The following is a 20,748-nucleotide window of genomic DNA, read 5'->3' on the forward strand; positions in this document are numbered from 1 at the left end:
GTCACCTCTAGCCTCACCTCTGGCTTCGCTTTCTCCACTTCCCCATCAAACCGTTGCCGGGTCCAACTTCTCCGGGTCGATACCGTACTTGCGAATCGCCTCGGCGACGCGCTCGCGCGGCACGTGGCCCTCGTCGGCCAGCGCACCGAGCGCCGCCAGTACGATGAAGTGACGATCCACCTCGAAGTACGTACGCAGCGACTCGCGCGTATCCGAGCAGCCGAAGCCATCCGTGCCGAGTGTGACGAAACGACGGTCACGCACAAACGGACGAATCTGGTCGCCGACGATCTTCATGTAATCCGTCGCCACCACGACCGGCCCTTTGCGATCCGCAAGACATTGCTGGACGTACGGCACACGCGGCGTCTGGTCCGGATGCAGCAGATTCCAGCGCTCGGCGGCCAGCCCCTCACGACGCACTTCCGTCAGGCTCGTCGCACTCCAGAGATCGCTCTGCACGCCGAAGTCGTCGCGCAGCAATTCGCTCGCTGCCATGACCTCACGAAGAATCGCGCCGCTGCCCATGAGTTGTACGCGCGGAGCATCGGCCTTCGCCTCGCTTTCGCGTAGCAAGTACAGCCCCTTGAGAATGCCCGCTTCCGCGCCTTCGGGCATCGCCGGGTGCGCGTAATTCTCGTTGAGCAGCGTGACGTAGTAGTAGACGTCCTGATCGTCGACGTACATGCGCTTCATGCCGTCTTGCAGAATCACGGCCAGTTCGTACTGGAACGTGGGGTCGTACGCGACACAGTTCGGGATGACGGACGCGAGCACGTGACTATGACCGTCGTCGTGTTGCAGGCCTTCGCCCATGAGCGTGGTGCGACCGGACGTCGCCCCGAGCATGAAGCCACGTGTGCGCGCGTCGCCAGCGGCCCAGGCGAGGTCGCCCACGCGTTGCAGGCCGAACATCGAATAGAAGATGTAGAACGGGATCGTAGCGAAGTCGTGCGTGCTGTACGACGTGCCCGCCGCGATCCACGACGCCATCGCTCCCGATTCGTTGATGCCCTCCTGCAGAATCTGGCCGTCGAGCGCTTCCTTGTAGTAGCTGAGCTGACCGGCGTCCTGCGGCGTGTAGCGCTGCCCCTGGAACGAGTGAATACCGATCTGGCGGAACAGCGGCTCCATGCCGAACGTGCGCGATTCGTCGGGCACGATAGGAATCACGCGCTTGCCGATCTCCTTGTCCTTGAGCAACGTCGTGAGAATGCGCACGAACGCCATCGTCGTCGACATCTCGCGCTCGCCCGAATCCTTGAGTTGTGCAGCGAAGGTGCTTAGCGGCGGAATGGCAAGCGGCGCGCGCAAGCCGAAGCGCGCAGGCTGATGTCCGCCCATTGCGGCACGACGCGCCGCGAAGTAGCGACCTTCGGGGCTGTCGGGCTCGGGACGCAGGTACGGCATCTCGGCCAGTTGCTCGTCGCTCACCGGCAGATCGAAGCGGTCACGGAAGGCGCGCACCGCGTCGGCGCTCATCTTCTTTAACTGGTGGTTGACGTTCTGCCCCTCGCCCGCTTCGCCCATGCCGAAGCCCTTAACGGTCTTGGCGAGGATGACGGTCGGACGCCCCTGCGTCTTCATTGCCTGCGCGTAGGCGGCGTGGACCTTCAGCGCGTCGTGACCGCCGCGTGCGAGTTGCCAGATCTCGTCGTCGCTCAGATGCGCGACCATCGCCAACAACTCCGGCGACGTGCCGAAGAAGTGCTCGCGCACATAGGCCCCGTTCTGCGATTTGAACGTTTGGTAATCGCCATCGACGCACGCCATCATCCGCTCGCGCAGCAAGCCGTGAACGTCGTTTTCCAGCAACGCGTCCCAGCCGCTGCCCCACACCACTTTGATGACGTTCCAACCGGCCGCCCGGAACGTGCCTTCCAGTTCCTGAATGACCTTGCCGTTGCCGCGCACGGGGCCATCGAGCCGTTGCAGATTGCAGTTCACGACGAAGACGAGATTGTCGAGACGCTCGCGTCCGCCCAGCGAGATCGCAGCGAGCGATTCCGGCTGATCCATCTCGCCGTCACCGAGGAACGCCCAGACTTTGCGGCCCTGATGCTGCTTCAGCCCGCGGTATTCGAGATAGCGCATGAAGCGCGCCTGATACGCGGCGGTGATCGGACCGAGCCCCATCGACACCGTCGGGAACTGCCAGAAGTCGGGCATCAAACGCGGATGCGGGTATGACGAGATGCCGCTGCGCCCCGCTTCACGACGGTAGTTATCGAGCTGCGCCTGCGTGATGCGGCCTTCGACATAAGCACGCGCATAGATGCCCGGTGCGGAGTGCCCCTGCACGTAGATCATGTCGCCGTCGAACGTGTCCGTGCGACCTCGGAAAAAGTGATCGAAACCGACGTCGTACAGCACCGCTGCCGACTGGTACGTCGCAATGTGGCCACCCACGTTCGAGTGCTTGCCCGCGCGCAGCACCATCACCATCGCATTCCAGCGGATGAAGGCGTTCAGACGTCGCTCGATGGCAAGGTCGCCCGGGTACGCGGGCTGGCGCGACGTGGGAATCGTGTTGACGTAATCGGTCGTCACCCGGGTATGGAAATCACCGTGCTGCGCGAAGTCCCACGCGGCGAGCCGGTCGATCAGGAAGTGGGCGCGCGAGCGGCCTTCAACGGTGGTGACGCCTTCGAGCGCGTCGAGCCATTCGCGCGTTTCCTGGATATCGGTGTCGGCACCCGCCGCCACTGGCAATTGAGTCATGACATGTCTCCTTGAGATCACGAACCACAGTAGGGATCGCGACGGGGGTTCGCGATAGCGATTACGACAGCAATAAGCGCAGCATGGATTGCATTTGCAATCGTCATGCCGGCCATTCTAGCCATGTACAATTGCATCTGCAACTCACATGTGACATCGACAAGGACATTCATGAGCACGCCTGACCCCGATCTTTGGTTCTCCTTCGTGCGTGCGCACCGCACGATGATTCGCGAGATCGAGCGCCGTCTGGCGCAGGCCGACCTGCCCGCCTACGCCTGGTACGACACGCTGTGGGGGCTGGAAAGCGGCCCGCAAGGCACGCGGCGCATGCACGAACTGGCCGACGTGCTCGCCATCGAGCGCTACAACCTCACGCGCCTGATCGACCGTCTGGAGCAGGAAGGGCTCGTGACGCGCATGCGCGACCCGGACGACGGACGCGCGGCCTACGCGACCATCACCGACAAGGGACGCACCCTTCGCAAGAAGATGTGGAAGGTCTACCAGTCCACCGTGGCGGAGTTGTTCCTCAGCCAGTTTCGCGAGAAGGACGTCGCCCCCATGGCCGAGGCGCTGGATCGTGCGAGTACGGCAGCGAAGGCGTTTCTGTCGGAGACCAAGGCGCGATAACGCATTCCTCGGCGACGTCAGACCACGCCGTAACGACGCGTAGCGTCTGCGATGCGGGTGCGCGGCAACGTGCCCTCGTCCACCAGCAGACGCAGCGCGTTGAGTACGATCCATCGCACGCCGGGGGCGTCGCCCGTGCCTAACCGCTCGCCGCTTTCGTCCGTCGCTTCTCCGATGTCGGCATCGTCGCTGCCCAGCGCAGCAAAACGGGCGGGCACGAACGCGCCGATCTGATTGGCGATATGGCGGGCATAACCGGTGACGGCCAGCACCGGCGCACTGCCGTCGCCCAGACATTGCACGAGATGTGGCATATGGGCTGCGGCATCCGGGCGCTGCAACGCCATACGCTCAGCCTCCCCCGCCTCCCGCGCCAGACGCGTGTAGCTCGGGCAACTCCACACTTCGCACGCCACCCCCCAATCGAGTTGCAGCCAGCGCGCGGCTTCCAGCACGTTCGCCAACGCCCTGCCCGCCCCGCACAGTCGAACGACGTACGGCGGATTCGTGTCGGGTAACGTGCGCAGGCGGTACATCCCTTTGAAAGCGTTGCGCGCATCGGTGCGCGTGAGCGCGCGCGATTGCGCGTGGGGCACTTCATGCGCGCTCAGATAGCAAAAGCCGGATTCACCGCGGACGTATAGCGCGTCGAGCGCCGCGCACAACAATGCCTTCAACTCCTGTGCTGAAGCCGGGTCGTACGGTAGCCATTCGGCTTGTGCCGCGAGCCACATCGGCAATTCCGGCCGAACGCGCTTGAACCTGTCCGGTGACCAGATGGTGGCGTCGTTGAGGAAAATGCCGCGCCGCCCTGCTCCGGCGTCCTGAGCGTCCTTCAATCCCGCCGCTTCGATACCGGCGTTCAGCACACCGCGCAACGTCGGGGAATGCAGCAGGTACAGCAGCGGACGCTCGCGCGCCGGGGCCGACCGGAACCACGTGACGATGGCGCTCGCGAGTGGCACGGGTTTGCTGCTCCGCTTTCGCTTCGATGCCGGATCCTTCGGTGGTGGCGGCGCAATCTCGGCATCCGAATCGACAATCCAGACCTTGTCGGATGTCTCGCCTTCAGAAAGCGCATGCGTCAGCGACGCAAGCGCACCGGACGGCGACACCGGCGTCTGCCCCGCACTGCGCACGGCGCGCAGCTTGCCGATGCAGGCGAGCGCCGCCTGCCGCGTGACCTCGTCCGGCGCGCTTCGTCCCTCCAACGCGGCACGGCCCCGGCTGACCCATTCCCTCATGGCATTCCTCACATCTTGTGATTCGTCGTGGAAACACATACGATTGCAATTGCAATCATTGTATTTGCAATCGCAAACCAAGACAACGTCCCGAGGAATGCCATGAACGCCAAGAATTCCATCCACCCGCCGCTCACCTTCTATACGGCCAACACGCCCAACGGGCTGAAGGTCAGTCTGTATCTGCACGAAGCCGGTCTGGCGCATCGACAGGTCAACGTCGATCTTTCTGCGGGCGAGCAGAAGCAACCCGCGTTTTTGTCGCTGAATCCGAACGGCAAGATTCCGGTGATCGTCGACCACGAGCGCGATCTGACGGTGTTCGAGTCGGGCGCGATCCTGACCTATCTCGCGACGAAGACCGGTGTGCTGCAACCGATGACGCAAGCGAAGGCGATTGCCGTCAATCAATGGCTGCACTTTCAGATCGGCGGCATCGGCCCGATGCTGGGTCAGCTCTGGTGGTTCCTGCACGGCTCGAAGACACGTAACACCGAGGCCATCGAGCGCTATCGCAAGGAGTCGCTGCGCTTGATCGGCGTGGTGGACATGAAGCTGGCCAGATCGGCCTATCTCGCGACGGACGAGTACTCGATTGCCGACATCGCCGCCTTCGCGTGGTTGCGTACGTGTTACGAACTGGACCTCGACCTGACGCCGTTCCCCGATGTGCGTCAATGGTTGACGGACATCGAGGCGCGTCCGGCGGTGCAAAAGGCAATTGCGGCCAATCGCGGCGCGTCCGAGGCAACCGAGGCGCAGGAGGCATGACACGATGAATGCGATGAACGCAATGGCCTGGTTTTACCTGCTGCTCGCGGCGGCACTGGAAATCGCGATGGGGCTCGCGCTCAAGCTCAATCAGGGCTGGACGCGCGTGCTGCCCAGTGCGATCGCCGTTGCCGCCGCGCTCGCCAGCATCTACCTGCTGGCGCTGGCGTTGCGCGCGCTGCCTGTCGGCACGGCCTATGCCATCTGGACGGGTATCGGGACGGTTGGACTGGTGGCCGTCGGCATCTTCTGGTTCGGGGAGTCGCTGACGTGGAGCCGCGTCGGCTTTCTGACGCTGGCAATCGTGGGCATTGCAGGACTGCGGTTCTCGGGAGGGGACGCCGCCTGATGTGTCGATGGGTGTCACGCCAGCCTGACGCGCGTCGATGTCACCCTCTATACTGCCCGCTCCTGGCGACACCTTGGACACCTGAAGTGATGAGGCAATGACATGAATCACGATGTGAGCAGCGTCGAACAACTCGAAGCGATCTACGGCGAGCCGGGCGAGCGCTCGATCTGGAAGGAACTGACGTACCTCAACGAGGACTATCAGGCGTTCGTGAAAGCCTGCCCGTTTGTGGTGCTGGCGTCCGTCAGCGAGGAAGGCACGGACTGCTCACCGAAGGGCGATCCGGCCGGTTTCGTCCAGATTCTCGACGAACGCACGCTCGCCGTACCGGACCGTCCCGGCAACAATCGCATCGACAATCTGCGCAACATCATTGCCGATCCGCGCGTGTCGCTGCTGTTCCTCATCCCCGGCATCGGCGAGACACTGCGCGTGAACGGCCGTGCGCGCATTTCGGTCGACCCCGACCTGCTCGCGCGCTTCGACGTCAACGGCAAGCTTCCCAAAACGGTGATCGTCGTGTCGATCGATCGCGTGTATTTCCATTGCGCGAAAGCCATCGTCCGCTCCCATCTGTGGGATCAGGCGACGCAAATCGCCCGCGAGTGCCTGCCGAGCACCGGCGCGATGCATCGCCGTCTGAGCGGCGGGCATTTCGACGCAGAGACTTACGACCGCGATCTACAGAAGAACACGGTCGCCGGTTTGTATTGACGTATGGAACGTCGGGCCGCGCAAGCGCTTCGCCACCGATGCGCTTCGTGGTCCGTAACGTTAGGTAACCTGAGGTCGTCGCCAAACTCCACGTCCCGAATTCGCGAACTTTCACTTCATTTCATCAGTTCGTCATGACTCCGCCCAATACTCCGGGACTTCGACCAAGTTCCAAAGAGGACATCGGAGTCCATGAAACCCATCGCCATTCTGGCAGGCGTCATCGCGCTTTTCGCCGAGCAGCACGCCCTCGCCGCTAATTTCCAAATCATCAACGGGCAGACGATCACCGCAGGGCAGACGTTGTCGAGCGGCCAGACCGGCACGATCAACAACGGCGGCACGTTGCAGGTCAGCGGCGGCACCGTAGGCATTACGACCACCGGCAACGCCACCATCGTCAACAACGGCACAATCAACATGACGGGCACCGGCCGGGCCATTCGCGACAACACGGGTGTGTCGCTCACGGTCACGAACGGTGTCGGCGCGAGCATGACGACGTTCGATGCCGACGTGATCCAGATGAACAAGTCGAACGGCAGCATCGTCTTCAACAACTACGGCACGCTGACGTCGACCAACAATTCCGGCTCCGGCAATCAGGCCATCGACTTCAACGCCATCACGACCGGCACCAACGTTCTCAACAACTTTGCGGGCGGTGTCATTCAGGCGAACGAAGCCGATGCGGTGCGCCCCGGCGTGAATGGGGTGGTCAACAACGCGGGCATCATCCGCTCGACGGTGAACCCCGGCAGCACGAGCAGCAGCGACGGCGTCGATGCGCAGGCCAACAGCGGCATCACCGTCAACAATACGGGCGCCGGTCTGATTCAGGGGGCGCGCCACGGCATTACGGGCGGCGTCGACACGACGACCGACGGCACCTTCACGCTGAACGTCAACAACAGCGCCGGTGCGACGATTCAGGGCATGAACGGCTCCGGCATCAACATCGATGGGTTCAACGCCAAGGAAGTCGTCACCATCGTCAACGCGGGCACGATCATCGGTAACGGCGTGACGGGCGATGGCGACGGTGTGGATGTCGACGGTATCGTCAACATCACCAACTCGGGCACGATTCGCGGCGCGCGCGCCAACAACGACGTCAGCGAAGGCGTCACTGTGGGCGGTGGCACCATCGTCAACAGCGGCACCATCGTCGGCGAGAACACGCCTGGCGGCATCGGTCGCGGCATCACGCTCGCGGGTGTCGACAAAGACCCCGTCACCAAAGCGCCCATCGCGCCGCAGGGCATCTACACGAACACGACCATCGTCAACAGCGGCCTCATTCGTGGCCAGAGCGACTCGGCGATTGCAGTGACGGGCGGGCGCAACGCCTTCACCGTGACCGTCATCAATCAGGCCAGCGGTGTGCTCGAAGGCGGCGGTGCGACGGCGGCAGTCGTGAATACCGGCGCAAACGATGCCACCGTGACCAACTACGGCACGATCACAGCCGACCAAAGCGGCAAGGCGGTGGATCTGGGCAGCGGCAACAGCAATCTCCAGATTCTGGGCGGCGCAGCGGTGATGAATGGCGACGTGTCCGGCGGCACCGGCACCAGCACACTGACGATCACACCGGGTGCGGGCAACGCGTTCAGCTACAACGGCGCGATTTCCAACTTCTCGGCGGTCTCGCTCGGCGCGGGCACGATCGCACTGAACGGTGCGAGCACTTACGCGGGCGCAACGTCGATTGCCAGCGGTGCGACGGTCCTCGTCGGCGACGCCGCGCATCGCAGCGCAACGCTGGGCAGCGGCATGACGAGCGTCGCCTCCGGTGCGACGCTCGGCGGTTACGGCGGCGTGCTCGGCAGCGTGACGAACGCGGGCATCATCGCGGTGGGTAGCGCTTCGCTGGGTGCTACGCCGGGGGCGCTCGGCACGTTCACCATCGCGGGCGATTACGTCGGCAACAACGGCACGGCACTGTTCGGTGCGACGGTCTCGCCGGATGGCTCGACCGCATCGGACAAGCTCGTCATCAACGGGAACGCAAGCGGCACGACGCTGCTCAAGCTCACCGTCACGGGGACGGGTGTGCCCACGTCGGGAGCGGGCATTCAACTGGTGCAGGTCAACGGAACGGCCTCCGATGGGGCCTTCAAGCTGGCGGCACCGATTCAGGCGGGCGCGTATCAGTACCTGCTTCGCAAGGTCGGCCCGGTGGGCGGCGATCCGAGCTGGTACTTGTCGACGTCGTACGCGTCGGGCCAGACGGCCTATCGCGCCGCAGCCGTCGGCTACGCGATGACGCCGCAACTGAACGCCGACTTCGGTTACACGATGCTGGGCCGCTTGCAGGAACGCATGGGCAGTGTGCGTGGCGTGAGCGTGCCGGGTGAGGATGCATCGAACGGTGTGTGGGGACGTTTGTACGGCAAGACGATGGACACCACGCTGTCGGGACGCTTCGGTGCGGACGAACGCATGTTCGCGGCGCAGTTCGGCCGCGACTGGCGTCTGAATACGGATGCCTCAGGCATGGGCGGCAGCGCGCTCGTGGGGCTGACGGCGACGTTCGGGACGGCCTCGGCGTCGTTCTCCGACAGCGCGCGCACGCAGGACCCGACGCTCTCCGCCGCGACCGGCACCGTCTCGATGCAGGCGCAATCGGTCGGGGCATACTGGACGCGCATTCTGCCGCAAGGCGCCTTCATCGACGTCACGACGCAGTTCTCCCACTATCGCAACAAGTACAGCGACGTCGCTGGTTTAGGCGCGACGCAGAACGGCTTCGGTGCGGCACTGTCGGGCGAGGTCGGCCATCGCTTCTCGATTCTGGGATCGGGCTTCACCGTCGAGCCGCAAGTGCAGCTGGCGTATCAGTACCTGCATCTGAACGGCTTCAGCGACAGCGTGTCGTCTGTGTCGGGCAATACGACGAATGCCCTGCGCGGGCGCGTGGGCGTGAAATTCAATACGCCGGATCTGGGCAATGCGGTGGGTGTCGGTTCGGCGTCGCCGTATCTGAGCGTCGACGTGGTCCACGACTTCCTCTCGCCGGGTGCGACCAACGTGGGCGGTGCGACGTTCGACAGCAGCCTGGCGAAGACGTGGTACGAACTCGGCGCAGGCGTCGAAGCGACGCTGGGCCGCACGTCTTCGATGTATGCCGGTGTGAAGTACGCCCGCAACATGGGCGGCGACTACCGTCGTAACGTCTACGGGCAGGTGGGGTACCGGTATCGCTGGTGATGCCAATGCGACGTGCCTGAGGGCACGTCGCACCCGTCAACTACGTCACGCTTAGCTCTGTACTGAGCCGAGCGTGGCGATGTCGCCTGCGTTCTTCAGCGACTCGACTTGCCAGCAGGCGTCGATCAGGCGGCGCACTTGTGCATCGGGCAGGATGCCGTTCATCAGATCGAGGAACTTGGTCTCCAGTTGCTTATCCGTCATCGGCACTTCCAGACTACCGATGGCGTGCTCGATGAACTTGTGCAGCTTGCGTCCGTCCTTGAGCGTGATGGTCATGTCGACTTGCTCCGGTTTGATCGACGGCACGACGGTCGCCGTCACCCGGTCACGCAGTGCGATGACCGTCGGGTCCTGCACTGCGCGATCGCTGTACTGACGCTCGCCCGCCGCGCCTTCGATGATCGCCACCGCGACCGAGTGGTAGACGCTGAATTTGCCTTCCAGTCCGATGCGCGGCGTCTTCTTGCCGGTCAGTTCGATGACGAGTGGGTTCACCTTCAGGTCGATGCTCGCGATCTGGTCGGCCGTCAGCTTGTATTCGTTGCGCAATTGAATGGCTGCGTCGATGGCGGGGTGGATCACGATGCCGCACGCGAACGGCTTGTACGTGTTGAGCGCCGCCTCGTAGCGCTGACCCAGACCTTCCGTAATCTCCCGGTAGTCCTGCTTCGTGCTGATGGCGTTCGCCCAGCCGCGCTTGGCTTCGATCATGCCGTCCGAACTGGTGTAGTCCTTCGCGGCGAGCAATGCGGCGAAGAGTCCGTTGCTGGCCGCGCGTCCCGGATTGAAGCTCTTGTTCATCGAGCCGAACGACTCGCGCAACCCCACCGGCTGCGACGCCGCCAGACCCAGCGCCCAGACCGTCTGCTGCTCGGTCAGCCCCAGCACCTTGCCTGCCGCCGCAGCCGCGCCGAACACGCCAGCGGTGCCAGTGATGTGCCAGCCCACGTCGTAGTGGTTCGGGTAGACGGCATTGCCGATGCGGCATTCCGTCTCCACGCCTAGCACCAGCGCGTTGAGGAATTCGCGGCCCGAGATCGGGTGGTACTCCGACAACGCGAGTAAGGCCGACGTCACCGGACCGGCCGGGTGGATGATCGTCTTCAGATGCGTGTCGTCGTAATCGAAGATGTGGCTCGCCACACCGTTCAGGAACGCCGCGTTCATGATGTCGAAGCGTTCCTTGCGGCCGAGCAGATGCGCCTGCGCCGGGCCGGAGAACGGCGTGAGCGCCGCGACGGCGCGATCCACCGTCTCATGATGCGAGCCGCCGACGGCCACACCGATCCAGTTCAGCAGCGTGCGCGTGCCTTCCTTGCGGACGTTCGCAGGCAGATCTTCATAGCGTGCGTTGACGATGTAGCGTGCCAGCGTGCGGGTCACGCCTTTGCCGCTCTGCGCATTTTCAGCCGCGCTGGCGGCGGATGCTGCACCGGGGGCGGGTGCGGCGATACTGCGCTGAACCAGTCCTTGCGCGGCGGCCAGCGAGGCGAAAGCGCCAGCCTTCAGGGCCGAGCGTCGGGTAAAAGTACTCATGTGTCGTTCCTCCGTGAAATCGTTGTGTGTGCTTTGGTGAATGGCTACCGGTTGCCCTGCGTTGGGGCAGCCCAAAATGATCGGCCATCTCGCGACGCATTAGAATCGCAAAAATCACAACCATTAGTGCACTGAACGCATGAATCTGGAATTGAGCGATCTGCGAGCCTTTGTGGCGATTGCGGAGCGGGGCAACTTTCGGGCGGCGGCGGAAGAAATTCACTTGTCGCAGTCGGCGCTCTCGCGTCGCATCGCCAAGATGGAAAGCACGCTGGGCGTGCGGCTGCTGGATCGCACGACCCGTCGCGTCGACCTGACCGCGTTCGGACGCGATTTCGCCCGCAAGGCACGCGAGTTGCTGAACGATTTCGACGAAAGCCTGCGCGGCCTGACGGATGGTGCGACGCGCCTCGGCGGAGAGGTCACGCTCGCGTGCGTGCCGTCGGCCGTGCGTCACTTCCTGCCGGAGGTGCTGCGTCAGTTTCACGAGACGTACCCGCGTGTGCTGATCCGCGTGATGGACACGGGGGCGAGCGACGTGCTGTCGAGTGTGGTGCGTGCCGAAGCGGATTTCGGGCTGAACTATCTCGGCGCGCAGGAAGACACGATCGAGTTCGAGCCGATTCTGAAGGAGCCGTTTGTGCTCGCTTGCCGACACGAACATCCGTTGGCCAAACGCACGGAAGTGAAGTGGTCCGAGTTAAAGGAATACGACTTCGTGGCGGTAGCCAAGGCGAGCGGCAATCGGTTCGTGCTGGATCTGGCGCTGGCGGGCACGCCCGATCTGCCGCGCTCTTTCTGTGAAGTGCGACATGTGATGAGCGTGGTGAGTCTGGTCGAAGCAGGCTTGGGGATTGCGGCGGTGCCAAGACTGGCCATGCCACCGGGTGAGCATCCGCTCCTGACGAGCGTGCCGCTGGTGGAGCCGGAAGTCACACGCACCGTCGGGTTGATTCGTCGGCGGGGACTGGTGCTATCGAGCGCAGCGCAGCAGCTTTACGACACGATTCTTGGGTTTGCCGGGGGAAAGCCGAGGTCGAGACTTTAAACGCACGTTACGTGTACGCGTGCTAGGATTGGCTTCCAGCAGTCGGAGTTCGCCACATGCCAACGCAGTTGCATAAACAGTACCGCCAACGAACGTACATGATTCGCGTAGCACCGAACGGGGTCTCGGGATGGAGAGCTGTCGCATCGATAGGTCACATGGAGAACGGCGTGTTCTTCACGGACTTCTCCAAACTCACCGGGTTATCAGGGCACTCACCAGATGACGCATGGGTGAGAGCCGAAGCGCAGGTGCTGGCGTTCATCGATAAGATCGAGGGGTAAGACGCTCTCAGGCCCCGTACGCAAATTCCATATGAATCCCACGGCGTACGCACCTCGCACTTTCGCTAATGTACGGCCCCCGCCTTCCTGATCGGGCCGTTCGGCACACCGTTTTTGCCGATGATGCCGCCACAGGTGCCGCGAAGTGAATTGCCGTCCCACGCAATGTGGTTTTGCGCTCGGATGTCGCTCGATGGACAGGCGATGAATTGGATCGGCAACGCGTTATTCGGCGCTGCCTGCGCATCGCTACCACCGGGCGATATCGACGGCGTCGCGCTTGGGTAGGCGGTCTTCGCGCCACAGAGCGCGTCTTTGAGTGCCCCACTACTGGCGTCCACCTGGCTCGCGCCGGACAGACTGCTGAAGCAGTAACGGACCGCTATTGGGAAGTCGCACGTATTGGTGAAGGTGACCGAGTATTTCGTGCGCGACGTGCGAACGCACCGATTCACCGCAGGCACAGTAGGATTGAGGTCACTGTTCGAGCTCATCGCACTGTTCGAGCCAACTTGCGCGCCTGTCGCCTGAGTATTGCCCTGCATGGCACCTCCCAGCGCCGCGAGCTGTGCGGCGTTCTTGCCACCACCCACAGCAACACCCTGCATCACCGCACCAACAACGGCCAGCGCTCCCCCCACCCCGGAAGAGGATTCGCTTTCGCTCGCGGTATAGACCGTGCTGGCGTTTTTACCGTCCGCATAGCTACGAACGCTGTAGTTGTTCGTTTCGGCGCCACTCATCAGATTGCCGCGCGAAAAGCGGCCCGACCGTGTCGTTGGGCCGCCGTTGAACTTCTCAGCGTTCATCCACATTTCGCCCACGCCGTCGCGAAGACCGGCCTTCATCTCGCCGTCGTAGCGCAGCATTAACGTGGAGCCACCGTAGCCGAGCAGGGTGCCTTGACCGCTGGTCAAACCGCCCTGGCACTCCCCCGACCATGTGTAACGTTCCCAAACGCCATACACACCGCAATCCGGACGCCCGTCCAGGGCGACGAGGGCGCCGCCCTTATGCGTCGGCCCCGGCAGACCGCAACCGGCCAATATGAGCGCAACGCACGCTGTCGCCACAAGTCGAAGTGATCGCCCGCGACCGTTCCGCATACATGCCCCCCAGTGTCGAATTCTTATGTAAGGGCGATTCTAAAATGCACATGCGCAGGCAAACATCATTCATTTGAGTGATGGCCGTTCGCCTCACGCAAACCACACCGATTGGACGGCTGCCGGTACCCGAACGCGTCGGGCTCAGTAGCCTGCCGCCAATCCGTCGCCGCGCGGATCGGCTGCGCCTTGCAGCACGCCCGAGGTCGGATCGATCAGGATTGCGCCCGCGTGGCCCATCGTATCGGTGAAGGGCTCGACGACTTTGATCGGGTGGCCTCGCTGCTTCAGCGCCTCCGAGACCGCCGTCGGCACACGCGATTCGATCTTGAGATCGTTCGACGACACACCCCAAGTCCGGCCGTACAACCAGCGCGGCGCGTTGATCGCAGCCTGCGGCGAGAGGCCGAAGTCGACGATGCGCGTAACGATGGCCGCCTGCGTCTGCGGTTGTCCTTCGCCGCCCATCGTTCCGTAGACCAGATACGGCTTGCCATTCTTCATCAGCATAGCGGGGTTGAGCGTATGGAAGGTGCGCTTGTGGGGGGCGATGTGGTTGATGTGACTCGGGTCGAGCGAGAAGAACGAGCCACGATTCTGCAGAAGAATGCCGGTGCCCTTCGGCACGATGCCGGAGCCGAAGTCGTAATAGATGCTCTGGATCAGCGAGACGGCGTTTCCATCGCCATCGACGACACCGAACCAGACGGTATCGCCCTTCGGGTCCATCGGCTTGACCTCGTTGTTGGCGCGGCGCATGTCAATACGCGCGGCCTGCGCCGTACCGTGCTTGACGGACAGTAGTTCGGCCAGCGGAATATCGGAGAAGTCCGGATCGGCCAGATATTTGTCGCGGTCAGCGAAGGCCTGCTTGGTCGCCTCCACGAGGAGATGATAGTAATCGGCCGAGCCCTCGCCCAACGCCTTCACATCGAATCGATTCAGGATGTTCAGAATTTCCAGTGAAGCAAACCCTTGTGTGTTCGGAGGAAAATTGTAGGCGTCGAAACCCCGATACTTCACCGAGATCGGCTTCATCCAATCGGCGCGATGACGGGCGAAATCTTCGCGTGTGAGCAATCCGCCGTTGGCCTGCAGGTCCTTGACGATCTTCTCAGCGACCTCGCCGTTGTAGAACACCTGTGCACCTTGCTCGGCAATCTGCGTGAGCGTGTTCGCCAGTTCCGGCTGATTGAGGCGCTCTCCCGATCGGTAGGGCGTGCCGTCGGGTTTCAGGAAGATTTGCCGGAAGCCATCGAACTGTTGAAGGTTGCGAAACACTTTATCGGTGGTATCGACGTTGATCGCCGACCACTTTGCCAGCGACGGCGTGACGATGAAACCGTCTTTGGCGTAATGGATGGCGTCTCGCAGCAGATCAGGCCATGGGAGGCTTCTTCCCATGCTGGCGTGGGCGTATCGATATGCCTCGTCCCATCCGGACACAACGCCGGGCACGGTATTGACCGACAGATAGCCGCGTGGGGGGATCAAAGTCAGGCCTTTGTCTTTGTAGAACTGAATGGTGGCGCGTTCACCGGCTCGGCCGCTCGCGTTCAGTGCGCGAAGCTCGTGGGTTCTGGCGTTGTAGATGAGCCAGAAGTTGTCGCCGCCAATGGTGTTCATCTGGGGATAGACGACGGCGATGGTGGACGCGACGGCAATCGCCGCATCGACGGCATTCCCGCCTTGCTGAAGCACCTTCAGTCCGGCTTGCGTTGCCAGATAGTTCGACGATGTGACCATGCCGCCGGTGACCATCGGGTTTGCGCATTGCGCGACGGTTTCGCAATATGGGCTTTGCGAGTCTGTCGAATCCGCCGACATCGCGCCAAAGGACAGTGTCGCCAGTCCGGTTGCGGCCACCCAACGCGCGTACAGAGAAATGCCTTTCATCTACGTCTCCCTTTATCTATCTCGCTTAACTAACCATCTCCTTTTGAATTACGAGTTAGATATATCCGATAAAAAACATCGGTGAATCCGCAATGCTACGTGCGATCGGTACGCAAAAATACTGATCGCAACCGCATATGAGGAAAGGGAATGATTTGGGGGAGTGCAATCACCGGTCTGTCGGAATTCCTCCCATCCTGCGATAATTCGAACTCTTTCAAATCCTAATAATCGTCCGGCACAACCGGGGAGGTGCAATCCATTTGCCGTAGGACGTTCGAGAGCGGGGGTTCTTCGACGTCTATCTCAGATGCGGCGATCGACATGCTGGCTTCAGGTATAGAAACGCGCTTTGCTGCCAGGAACGCATGGACGTCCGGCGGTGCACCAACAATAACAACTGATCAGAAGAGCACAAGCCATGAAAGCCAGGCCCAGGGAATATTGCTTCCCGAGTTTGCTGGACGCGTTTTTTGTATTGATTGCGCTGTTCTTTCTCGAACTCATCACGAATTCAATTGTTGTGCAGTTGAGCTATGTCGTCGGCATTCGTCCAATGGCGGCATACAGCATTGGACGGGTACTGGCCTATGGCCTCGTCTTCGCGATCGTGCTGCACAAGAGCAAGCGCACTTACCGGGAGTTGTTTCACGAAGGCCGTGTGTCAATGACGGCGACGTTGGGTCTCTTCACCGTTCCCGTTGTGCTGCTGGTGCCCGGGTTGCTGCTGTTCGTCAACGTCATCGAGGCGGGCGTCATGCAGATGTTCCCGATGGGGGGCGCATTGGGCAACGCGGCCGAGTCGTATCGGCAGGCCGGACTTGGGGCGATCGTTCTGGTTTGCCTCATCGCGCCGGTGGTCGAGGAGATGTTGTTCCGGGGCATCATCCTGCGCGGATTTCTCAAACAGTACCCGCCGGGCACGGCTATCGCACACTCCGCTGCGGTCTTCGGGCTGGCGCACCTGAACGTCTATCAGTTCGTGGTCGCCCTCGTGCTCGGGCTGATTCTGGGAAAGATGTACGAACGGACCCGCTCGATCCTCCCGGGCATTTTGTTGCACATGGTCTACAACACAGCGGTGGTCGTGAGCAGCATCAGCACTCCGGAAGGCATGGAAAACGCATCGATATTCGATTTGCCCGCCATCTGGTGGCTCGTGGGCATCGCCTGCGGCGCCGCAGGCGCATTGATGCTGCATAAGCTGATCGGTGGCGATCGTGTGGCGCGGGGCCATGTACGGCTGATGGATGAGTGAGTGATGGGAAGAATCGCGCCCACCTACGAAACGCGCCAATTGCCAAACGCCTCAATCCCCGCGTAAAATGGCGCTCTTCGCGGGCGTCGTATAATGGTAATACCCTAGCTTCCCAAGCTAGAGCCGTGGGTTCGATTCCCATCGCCCGCTCCAGAGAATTTTCAGGAAAGCCGTCCTTGTGACGGCTTTTTTGTTTTCTGTGACCCGTCCTGAAATAGGTTGTCACTTTTTCGATGCATTGAAGGAGTGGCAAATGGAGCAAGGGTTTAAGCGGACGCAGCGGGACTACAGCCTGGCTTTTAAGCTATCGGTGGTGGAGCAAGTCGAAAAGGGCGAGCTGACCTACAGGGAGGCGCAGCGGCGATACGGAATTCAGGGTCGCTCGACAGTACTGGTATGGTTACGCAAGCACGGCTTGCAGGATTGGGCCGATCCATCCGGGCGTGCTCAATCGGGTTCCACCATGTCAAAACAAGATTCAAAGCCGCTCACGCCGGAGCAGCGCATCAAGGAGTTGGAGACGCAATTGCGAGAAGCGCAGGAAAAGGCTGCGCTATTCGAGGCGGTGCTCGACGTGATGCGCAAGGACTACGGAATCACCGTAAAAAAGCCTTCGGGCAGGTCGTTGCGCAAAAGCGGATCGAAAAGCTAAGCGTTGAGCGAGCCTGCCGATACATGGGTATCAGCCGCCAGGCATATTACAAGCGCATCCAAAGTGAGGTGCGTCGCTGCTCACAGGCCGAGGCCGTGACAGCGCTGGTGCGCGATGTCCGGTTGCGTCAGCCCCGAATCGGGACCCGAAAATTGCACTATCTACTCGGACCAACGCTGGTCGAGCGAGGCATCAAGCTGGGGCGGGACCGAATGTTCGAGATGCTGCGCCGCGCGCGTCTGCTCGTAGTGGCCCACCGGGCGTACCACAAGACAACGCAAAGTCATCATCGCTTCCGGCGCCATCCGAATCTGCTTAAGCCGGGGCCGCAGCAGGTCGTGCCAACTGGCCCCGAACAGGTATGGGTGGCCGACATCACGTACTTACCGACGGCCGGTCCGTTTGTCTATTTGAGTCTCATCACGGACGCGTTTTCACGCAAGATTGTCGGTCATCACGTTCACGATAGCCTGCAAACTGAACAGGTCAGTCAGGCGCTCCAAAAAGCGCTGCGCAAACGCCGAAGTCGCCAACCACTGATACATCATTCTGATCGGGGCATCCAATACTGCTCGACCTACTATCAGGAGATCCACCGACGCCACGGCTTGCGCTGCTCGATGACTGACGGCTATGACTGTTATCAGAACGCGCTGGCCGAACGGGTCAACGGCATCCTTAAAGACGAGTTCCTCTTGCAGCGTCCTGTTGATCTTGAGCAGGCTGCCAAGATGGTCGAGCAATCCGTGCACATCTACAACCACGAGCGGCCACATGCTGCCCTGAAATACAAAACGCCCGATGCGGTGCATCGGGCGTTTTAACCTGAAATAACTGTCAACCTATTTCAGGACTTGACACTGACCTCGCTCGCGATCGTCCTCTCCCCGCCATCCGCCCAAATCCACAACCCACATCCGGTTATTTGAACGAGCGGTAAAAAATCACCTATAGTCACGCCATCGGACTGGTGCTTCGTGGCACCGGCTATTTCCATTCCTCCAGAATGACGAGGTCCATCATGAGCGGAAGACCCAGAGAATTCGATGACGCAGCCGTCATCGACGCCGCCATGGACGTCTTCTGGACGAACGGCTATGAAGGCACCTCCGCGCAAGCCCTCGTCGAATGCACCGGCCTCGGGCGCGGCAGCCTCTACAACGCGTTCGGCAGCAAACTCAATCTCTATCACGAAGCCCTTGAGCGCTATCAGACGCTCGGCCTTCAGCAGCAAGTCGACATTCTCAACGGCAACGGCCCCGTCAAGGATCGTCTGCGCACGCTCATGCAATGGGGCATCGACGACGATCTCGATCCCGAGAAACAACGCGGCTGCATGTCACTGTTCGCGGCCTTCGAGCGCGGTGCCAAAGATGAACGCGTCCGCCAGATCAGCCAGGCCTACTTCGTCCGCTTCGAACAAGTGCTCGTGCATCTGATCGCCGTCGGACAACACAACGGCGAACTCTCCACCGAGCGCTCCCCGGTCGTTGTCGCCCGCACGTTCCTGTCGAGCTACTACGGCCTGCGTGCGCTGGGACGCACCGTCTGCGACCGCGCATTCCTCGAAGGCATCATGGAAGGCATACTGGCTCAACTCTGACGGACGACCACGTTCCGTCCGCACACCCAACACTTTCTCTCGCAGCACGCCACCCACAACACCCAACAATTGACTCCCCCCATCGCGGGTCGTTATTCCTCCCGCCAATATGGAATGTACGTTAAAGAATATGACGCAAAAATCCGCAATGCCACCCGTCGTCTACTTGTTAGGACTGACCGTCTTCGCCATGACCACGGCCGAATTCATGGTCGCCGGAATGATGCCCGCACTGGCCGATGCGATGAACGTCGGCATCGGCAAGATCGGCAACCTGATCTCGCTTTATGCTCTTGGCATGACCATCGGCGGCCCGGTCCTCACCGCCGTGCTGCTCGCGCTGCGCACGCCGCATAAGCGCGCCCTCATCTGGCTGCTCGCGATCAACGTGGCCGGAGGCGTACTCGCCGCCATGTCGACCCGCTATGAAATGATGGCCATCGCGCGAATCATCATGGGCGTGGCCAGCTCGGCAACGTTCGGGGTCGCGCTCACGCTCTGTGCCGATCTCGTCGCACCGTCGGTGCGCGGACGCGCCGCCTCCTTCGTGCTCGGCGGACTGATGTTCTCCCCAGTGGTCGGCGTGCCGCTCACCGCCTTCATCGAACAACACTACGGCTGGCGCGCCAGCTTCTGGCTCGTCGCTGTGCTCGCTGCACTCTGTACCGTCGCGATTGCACTGTGGGCACCGGCCGACCATAAGCAGGATGGGACCGACGCTGAAGTCGTCAGCCTGTCCGGCGAATTCCGTTCGTTGCTGAATCGTCCGCTGTGGGCCGCATTTGCGACCAGCGGGTTGATCATCGGCGCCACGTTCGCTGCGTTCAGCTATTTCTCGCCGATCTTTTTGAATGTGGCTGGTATGTCTGCCAGCGCGATTCCGAATCTGCTCGCGATGTACGGCATCGCGAACATCATCGGCAACGCCGTCGTCGGACGCTTCGCCGACCGTCATACGCTCACGGTGCTGGTGGCCGGTTTGTCAGTGCTCGCACTCGCCCTGATCAGCTTCGCGCTTTGGGCCGAACTGACGCCGGTCGGCATCGCCGCGTTTGCTGCCATCGGCCTGACGGGCGTCTCGCTCAATCCGGCAATGGTCGCGCGGGTGATGCGCGCCGCAGCGCCGGGGCCGCTGGTCAATACGATGCATACGTCGGTGATTACTGCGGGCCTCGCCTTCGGGACGTGGGCCGGTGGTGCCGCGATCGACGCGGGTTACAGCATGCGTGCACCATTGTGGATTGGTGCCGCAATGGCCGCCGTCGGTCTCGCCAGTTTGTTGCCTTACCTTCGCTCGGGTCTCGCACAAGCCCCCGAAACTGCCTGCTCGACGACCTGAACTGAATCAAAAGACGGTGGCAGCGACGTCCGAGAAGAAGTTGTGGAGAGACTCGGAATCGCTGCCCCAGGCCACTGCGTTCATCGTCGGATTAGTCATCATCCCGCATCCCATCTCAAGCCTCCTGCTATTGATGGTTTCCGTTGCGCCAATCGCGCATTACATGAAGATATTGACCGTGTCGGCGAGAAACTTTGCGACAGGTGCCGCAGCACGTGCCCAGCTTCCGATCATGACCAGTCCGTCGCAGATGAGTCCGATTGCGGGCATGTCACACCTCCAGTTTTGATTCGTCGTTTTGCGTTAGTCGCGGGAATGTTCAGAACAGCGCCAGCACGTCGTTGAAGAACTTCGCCACCGGGGCAGCCCGGCTTG

Annotated in this window: 16 protein-coding genes and 1 tRNA gene; 12 read left to right on the forward strand and 5 right to left on the reverse strand. The window is 61.8% G+C overall.

The window, feature by feature from the left end:
• Positions 1-45: 45 nt before the first annotated feature.
• Complete coding sequence (gene aceE / locus NTU39_RS22825) at positions 46-2,721, reverse strand: pyruvate dehydrogenase (acetyl-transferring), homodimeric type (RefSeq protein WP_150664557.1); 2,676 nt, start codon at positions 2,719-2,721, stop codon at positions 46-48.
• A 171-nt stretch (positions 2,722-2,892) separates the two neighbouring features.
• Here aceE and NTU39_RS22830 point away from each other — a divergent pair, with 171 nt between their 5' ends.
• The gene (locus NTU39_RS22830; RefSeq protein WP_150664558.1) at positions 2,893-3,354 is read left to right on the forward strand and encodes a MarR family winged helix-turn-helix transcriptional regulator; all 462 of its coding nucleotides are present in this window, start codon (positions 2,893-2,895) and stop codon (positions 3,352-3,354) included.
• A gap of 17 nt (positions 3,355-3,371) precedes the next feature.
• Here the strand turns inward: NTU39_RS22830 and NTU39_RS22835 are convergent, their stop codons facing one another.
• Positions 3,372-4,598, reverse strand: a complete 1,227-nt coding sequence (locus tag NTU39_RS22835; protein WP_257958635.1) for a transketolase-like TK C-terminal-containing protein — start codon at positions 4,596-4,598, stop codon at positions 3,372-3,374.
• A gap of 102 nt (positions 4,599-4,700) precedes the next feature.
• On the opposite strand from NTU39_RS22835, the gene NTU39_RS22840 reads away from it, so the two are divergent.
• The 4 genes from NTU39_RS22840 (at position 4,701) to NTU39_RS22855 (ending at position 9,648) form a co-directional block, all read left to right on the forward strand.
• Positions 4,701-5,369, forward strand: a complete 669-nt coding sequence (locus tag NTU39_RS22840) for a glutathione S-transferase family protein (RefSeq protein ID WP_257958636.1) — start codon at positions 4,701-4,703, stop codon at positions 5,367-5,369.
• A 22-nt stretch (positions 5,370-5,391) separates the two neighbouring features.
• Entirely contained in the window at positions 5,392-5,718 is a 327-nt protein-coding gene (locus NTU39_RS22845; protein WP_150664615.1) for a DMT family transporter, read from the forward strand.
• A 102-nt stretch (positions 5,719-5,820) separates the two neighbouring features.
• Positions 5,821-6,435 (forward strand): pyridoxamine 5'-phosphate oxidase family protein, encoded by a 615-nt coding sequence (locus NTU39_RS22850; protein WP_257958637.1) that lies wholly within the window; start codon positions 5,821-5,823, stop codon positions 6,433-6,435.
• Between the two features lie 192 nt (positions 6,436-6,627).
• Positions 6,628-9,648: an autotransporter family protein gene (locus tag NTU39_RS22855; RefSeq protein WP_257958638.1), complete on the forward strand. Its 3,021-nt coding sequence runs from the start codon at positions 6,628-6,630 to the stop codon at positions 9,646-9,648.
• Positions 9,649-9,699: 51 nt separating this feature from the next.
• On the opposite strand, the gene NTU39_RS22860 is transcribed toward NTU39_RS22855, so the two are convergent.
• A complete protein-coding gene (locus NTU39_RS22860; RefSeq protein WP_257958641.1) occupies positions 9,700-11,187 on the reverse strand; it encodes an MmgE/PrpD family protein in 1,488 nt (495 codons plus the stop codon).
• A gap of 139 nt (positions 11,188-11,326) precedes the next feature.
• Between NTU39_RS22860 and NTU39_RS22865 the strand changes: the two genes are divergently transcribed.
• Together NTU39_RS22865 and NTU39_RS22870 are read left to right on the forward strand one after the other, a co-directional pair.
• Positions 11,327-12,235 (forward strand): LysR family transcriptional regulator, encoded by a 909-nt coding sequence (locus NTU39_RS22865; protein ID WP_150664564.1) that lies wholly within the window; start codon positions 11,327-11,329, stop codon positions 12,233-12,235.
• 158 nt (positions 12,236-12,393) lie between these two features.
• Complete coding sequence (locus NTU39_RS22870; RefSeq protein WP_257958643.1) at positions 12,394-12,519, forward strand: hypothetical protein; 126 nt, start codon at positions 12,394-12,396, stop codon at positions 12,517-12,519.
• Between the two features lie 65 nt (positions 12,520-12,584).
• Here NTU39_RS22870 and NTU39_RS22875 read toward each other — a convergent pair whose 3' ends face one another.
• Together NTU39_RS22875 and ggt are read right to left on the reverse strand one after the other, a co-directional pair.
• A complete protein-coding gene (locus tag NTU39_RS22875; protein ID WP_150664565.1) occupies positions 12,585-13,388 on the reverse strand; it encodes a hypothetical protein in 804 nt (267 codons plus the stop codon).
• Positions 13,389-13,769: 381 nt separating this feature from the next.
• Positions 13,770-15,521 carry a gamma-glutamyltransferase gene (gene ggt, locus NTU39_RS22880; protein WP_444511778.1) on the reverse strand — a complete coding sequence of 584 codons (1,752 nt, stop codon included), beginning with the start codon at positions 15,519-15,521 and terminating at the stop codon, positions 13,770-13,772.
• A gap of 421 nt (positions 15,522-15,942) precedes the next feature.
• Between ggt and NTU39_RS22885 the strand changes: the two genes are divergently transcribed.
• The 5 genes from NTU39_RS22885 (at position 15,943) to NTU39_RS22905 (ending at position 20,373) form a co-directional block, all read left to right on the forward strand.
• Complete coding sequence (locus tag NTU39_RS22885; RefSeq protein WP_257958644.1) at positions 15,943-16,779, forward strand: CPBP family intramembrane glutamic endopeptidase; 837 nt, start codon at positions 15,943-15,945, stop codon at positions 16,777-16,779.
• A gap of 79 nt (positions 16,780-16,858) precedes the next feature.
• Positions 16,859-16,932 (forward strand) — tRNA-Gly (locus tag NTU39_RS22890).
• A 100-nt stretch (positions 16,933-17,032) separates the two neighbouring features.
• A protein-coding gene (locus NTU39_RS22895; protein ID WP_257960126.1) for an IS3 family transposase occupies positions 17,033-18,255 on the forward strand; the annotation gives its coding sequence in 2 pieces (ribosomal slippage) (positions 17,033-17,398 and positions 17,401-18,255; 1,221 coding nt in all).
• Positions 18,256-18,452: 197 nt separating this feature from the next.
• Positions 18,453-19,034 (forward strand): TetR/AcrR family transcriptional regulator, encoded by a 582-nt coding sequence (locus tag NTU39_RS22900; protein ID WP_150664567.1) that lies wholly within the window; start codon positions 18,453-18,455, stop codon positions 19,032-19,034.
• 130 nt (positions 19,035-19,164) lie between these two features.
• Positions 19,165-20,373, forward strand: coding sequence for an MFS transporter (locus NTU39_RS22905; protein WP_257958645.1), 1,209 nt, complete (start codon positions 19,165-19,167; stop codon positions 20,371-20,373).
• Positions 20,374-20,748 lie beyond the last annotated feature (375 nt).

This window comes from Pandoraea commovens, assembly GCF_024704525.1.
GTDB lineage: Bacteria > Pseudomonadota > Gammaproteobacteria > Burkholderiales > Burkholderiaceae > Pandoraea > Pandoraea commovens.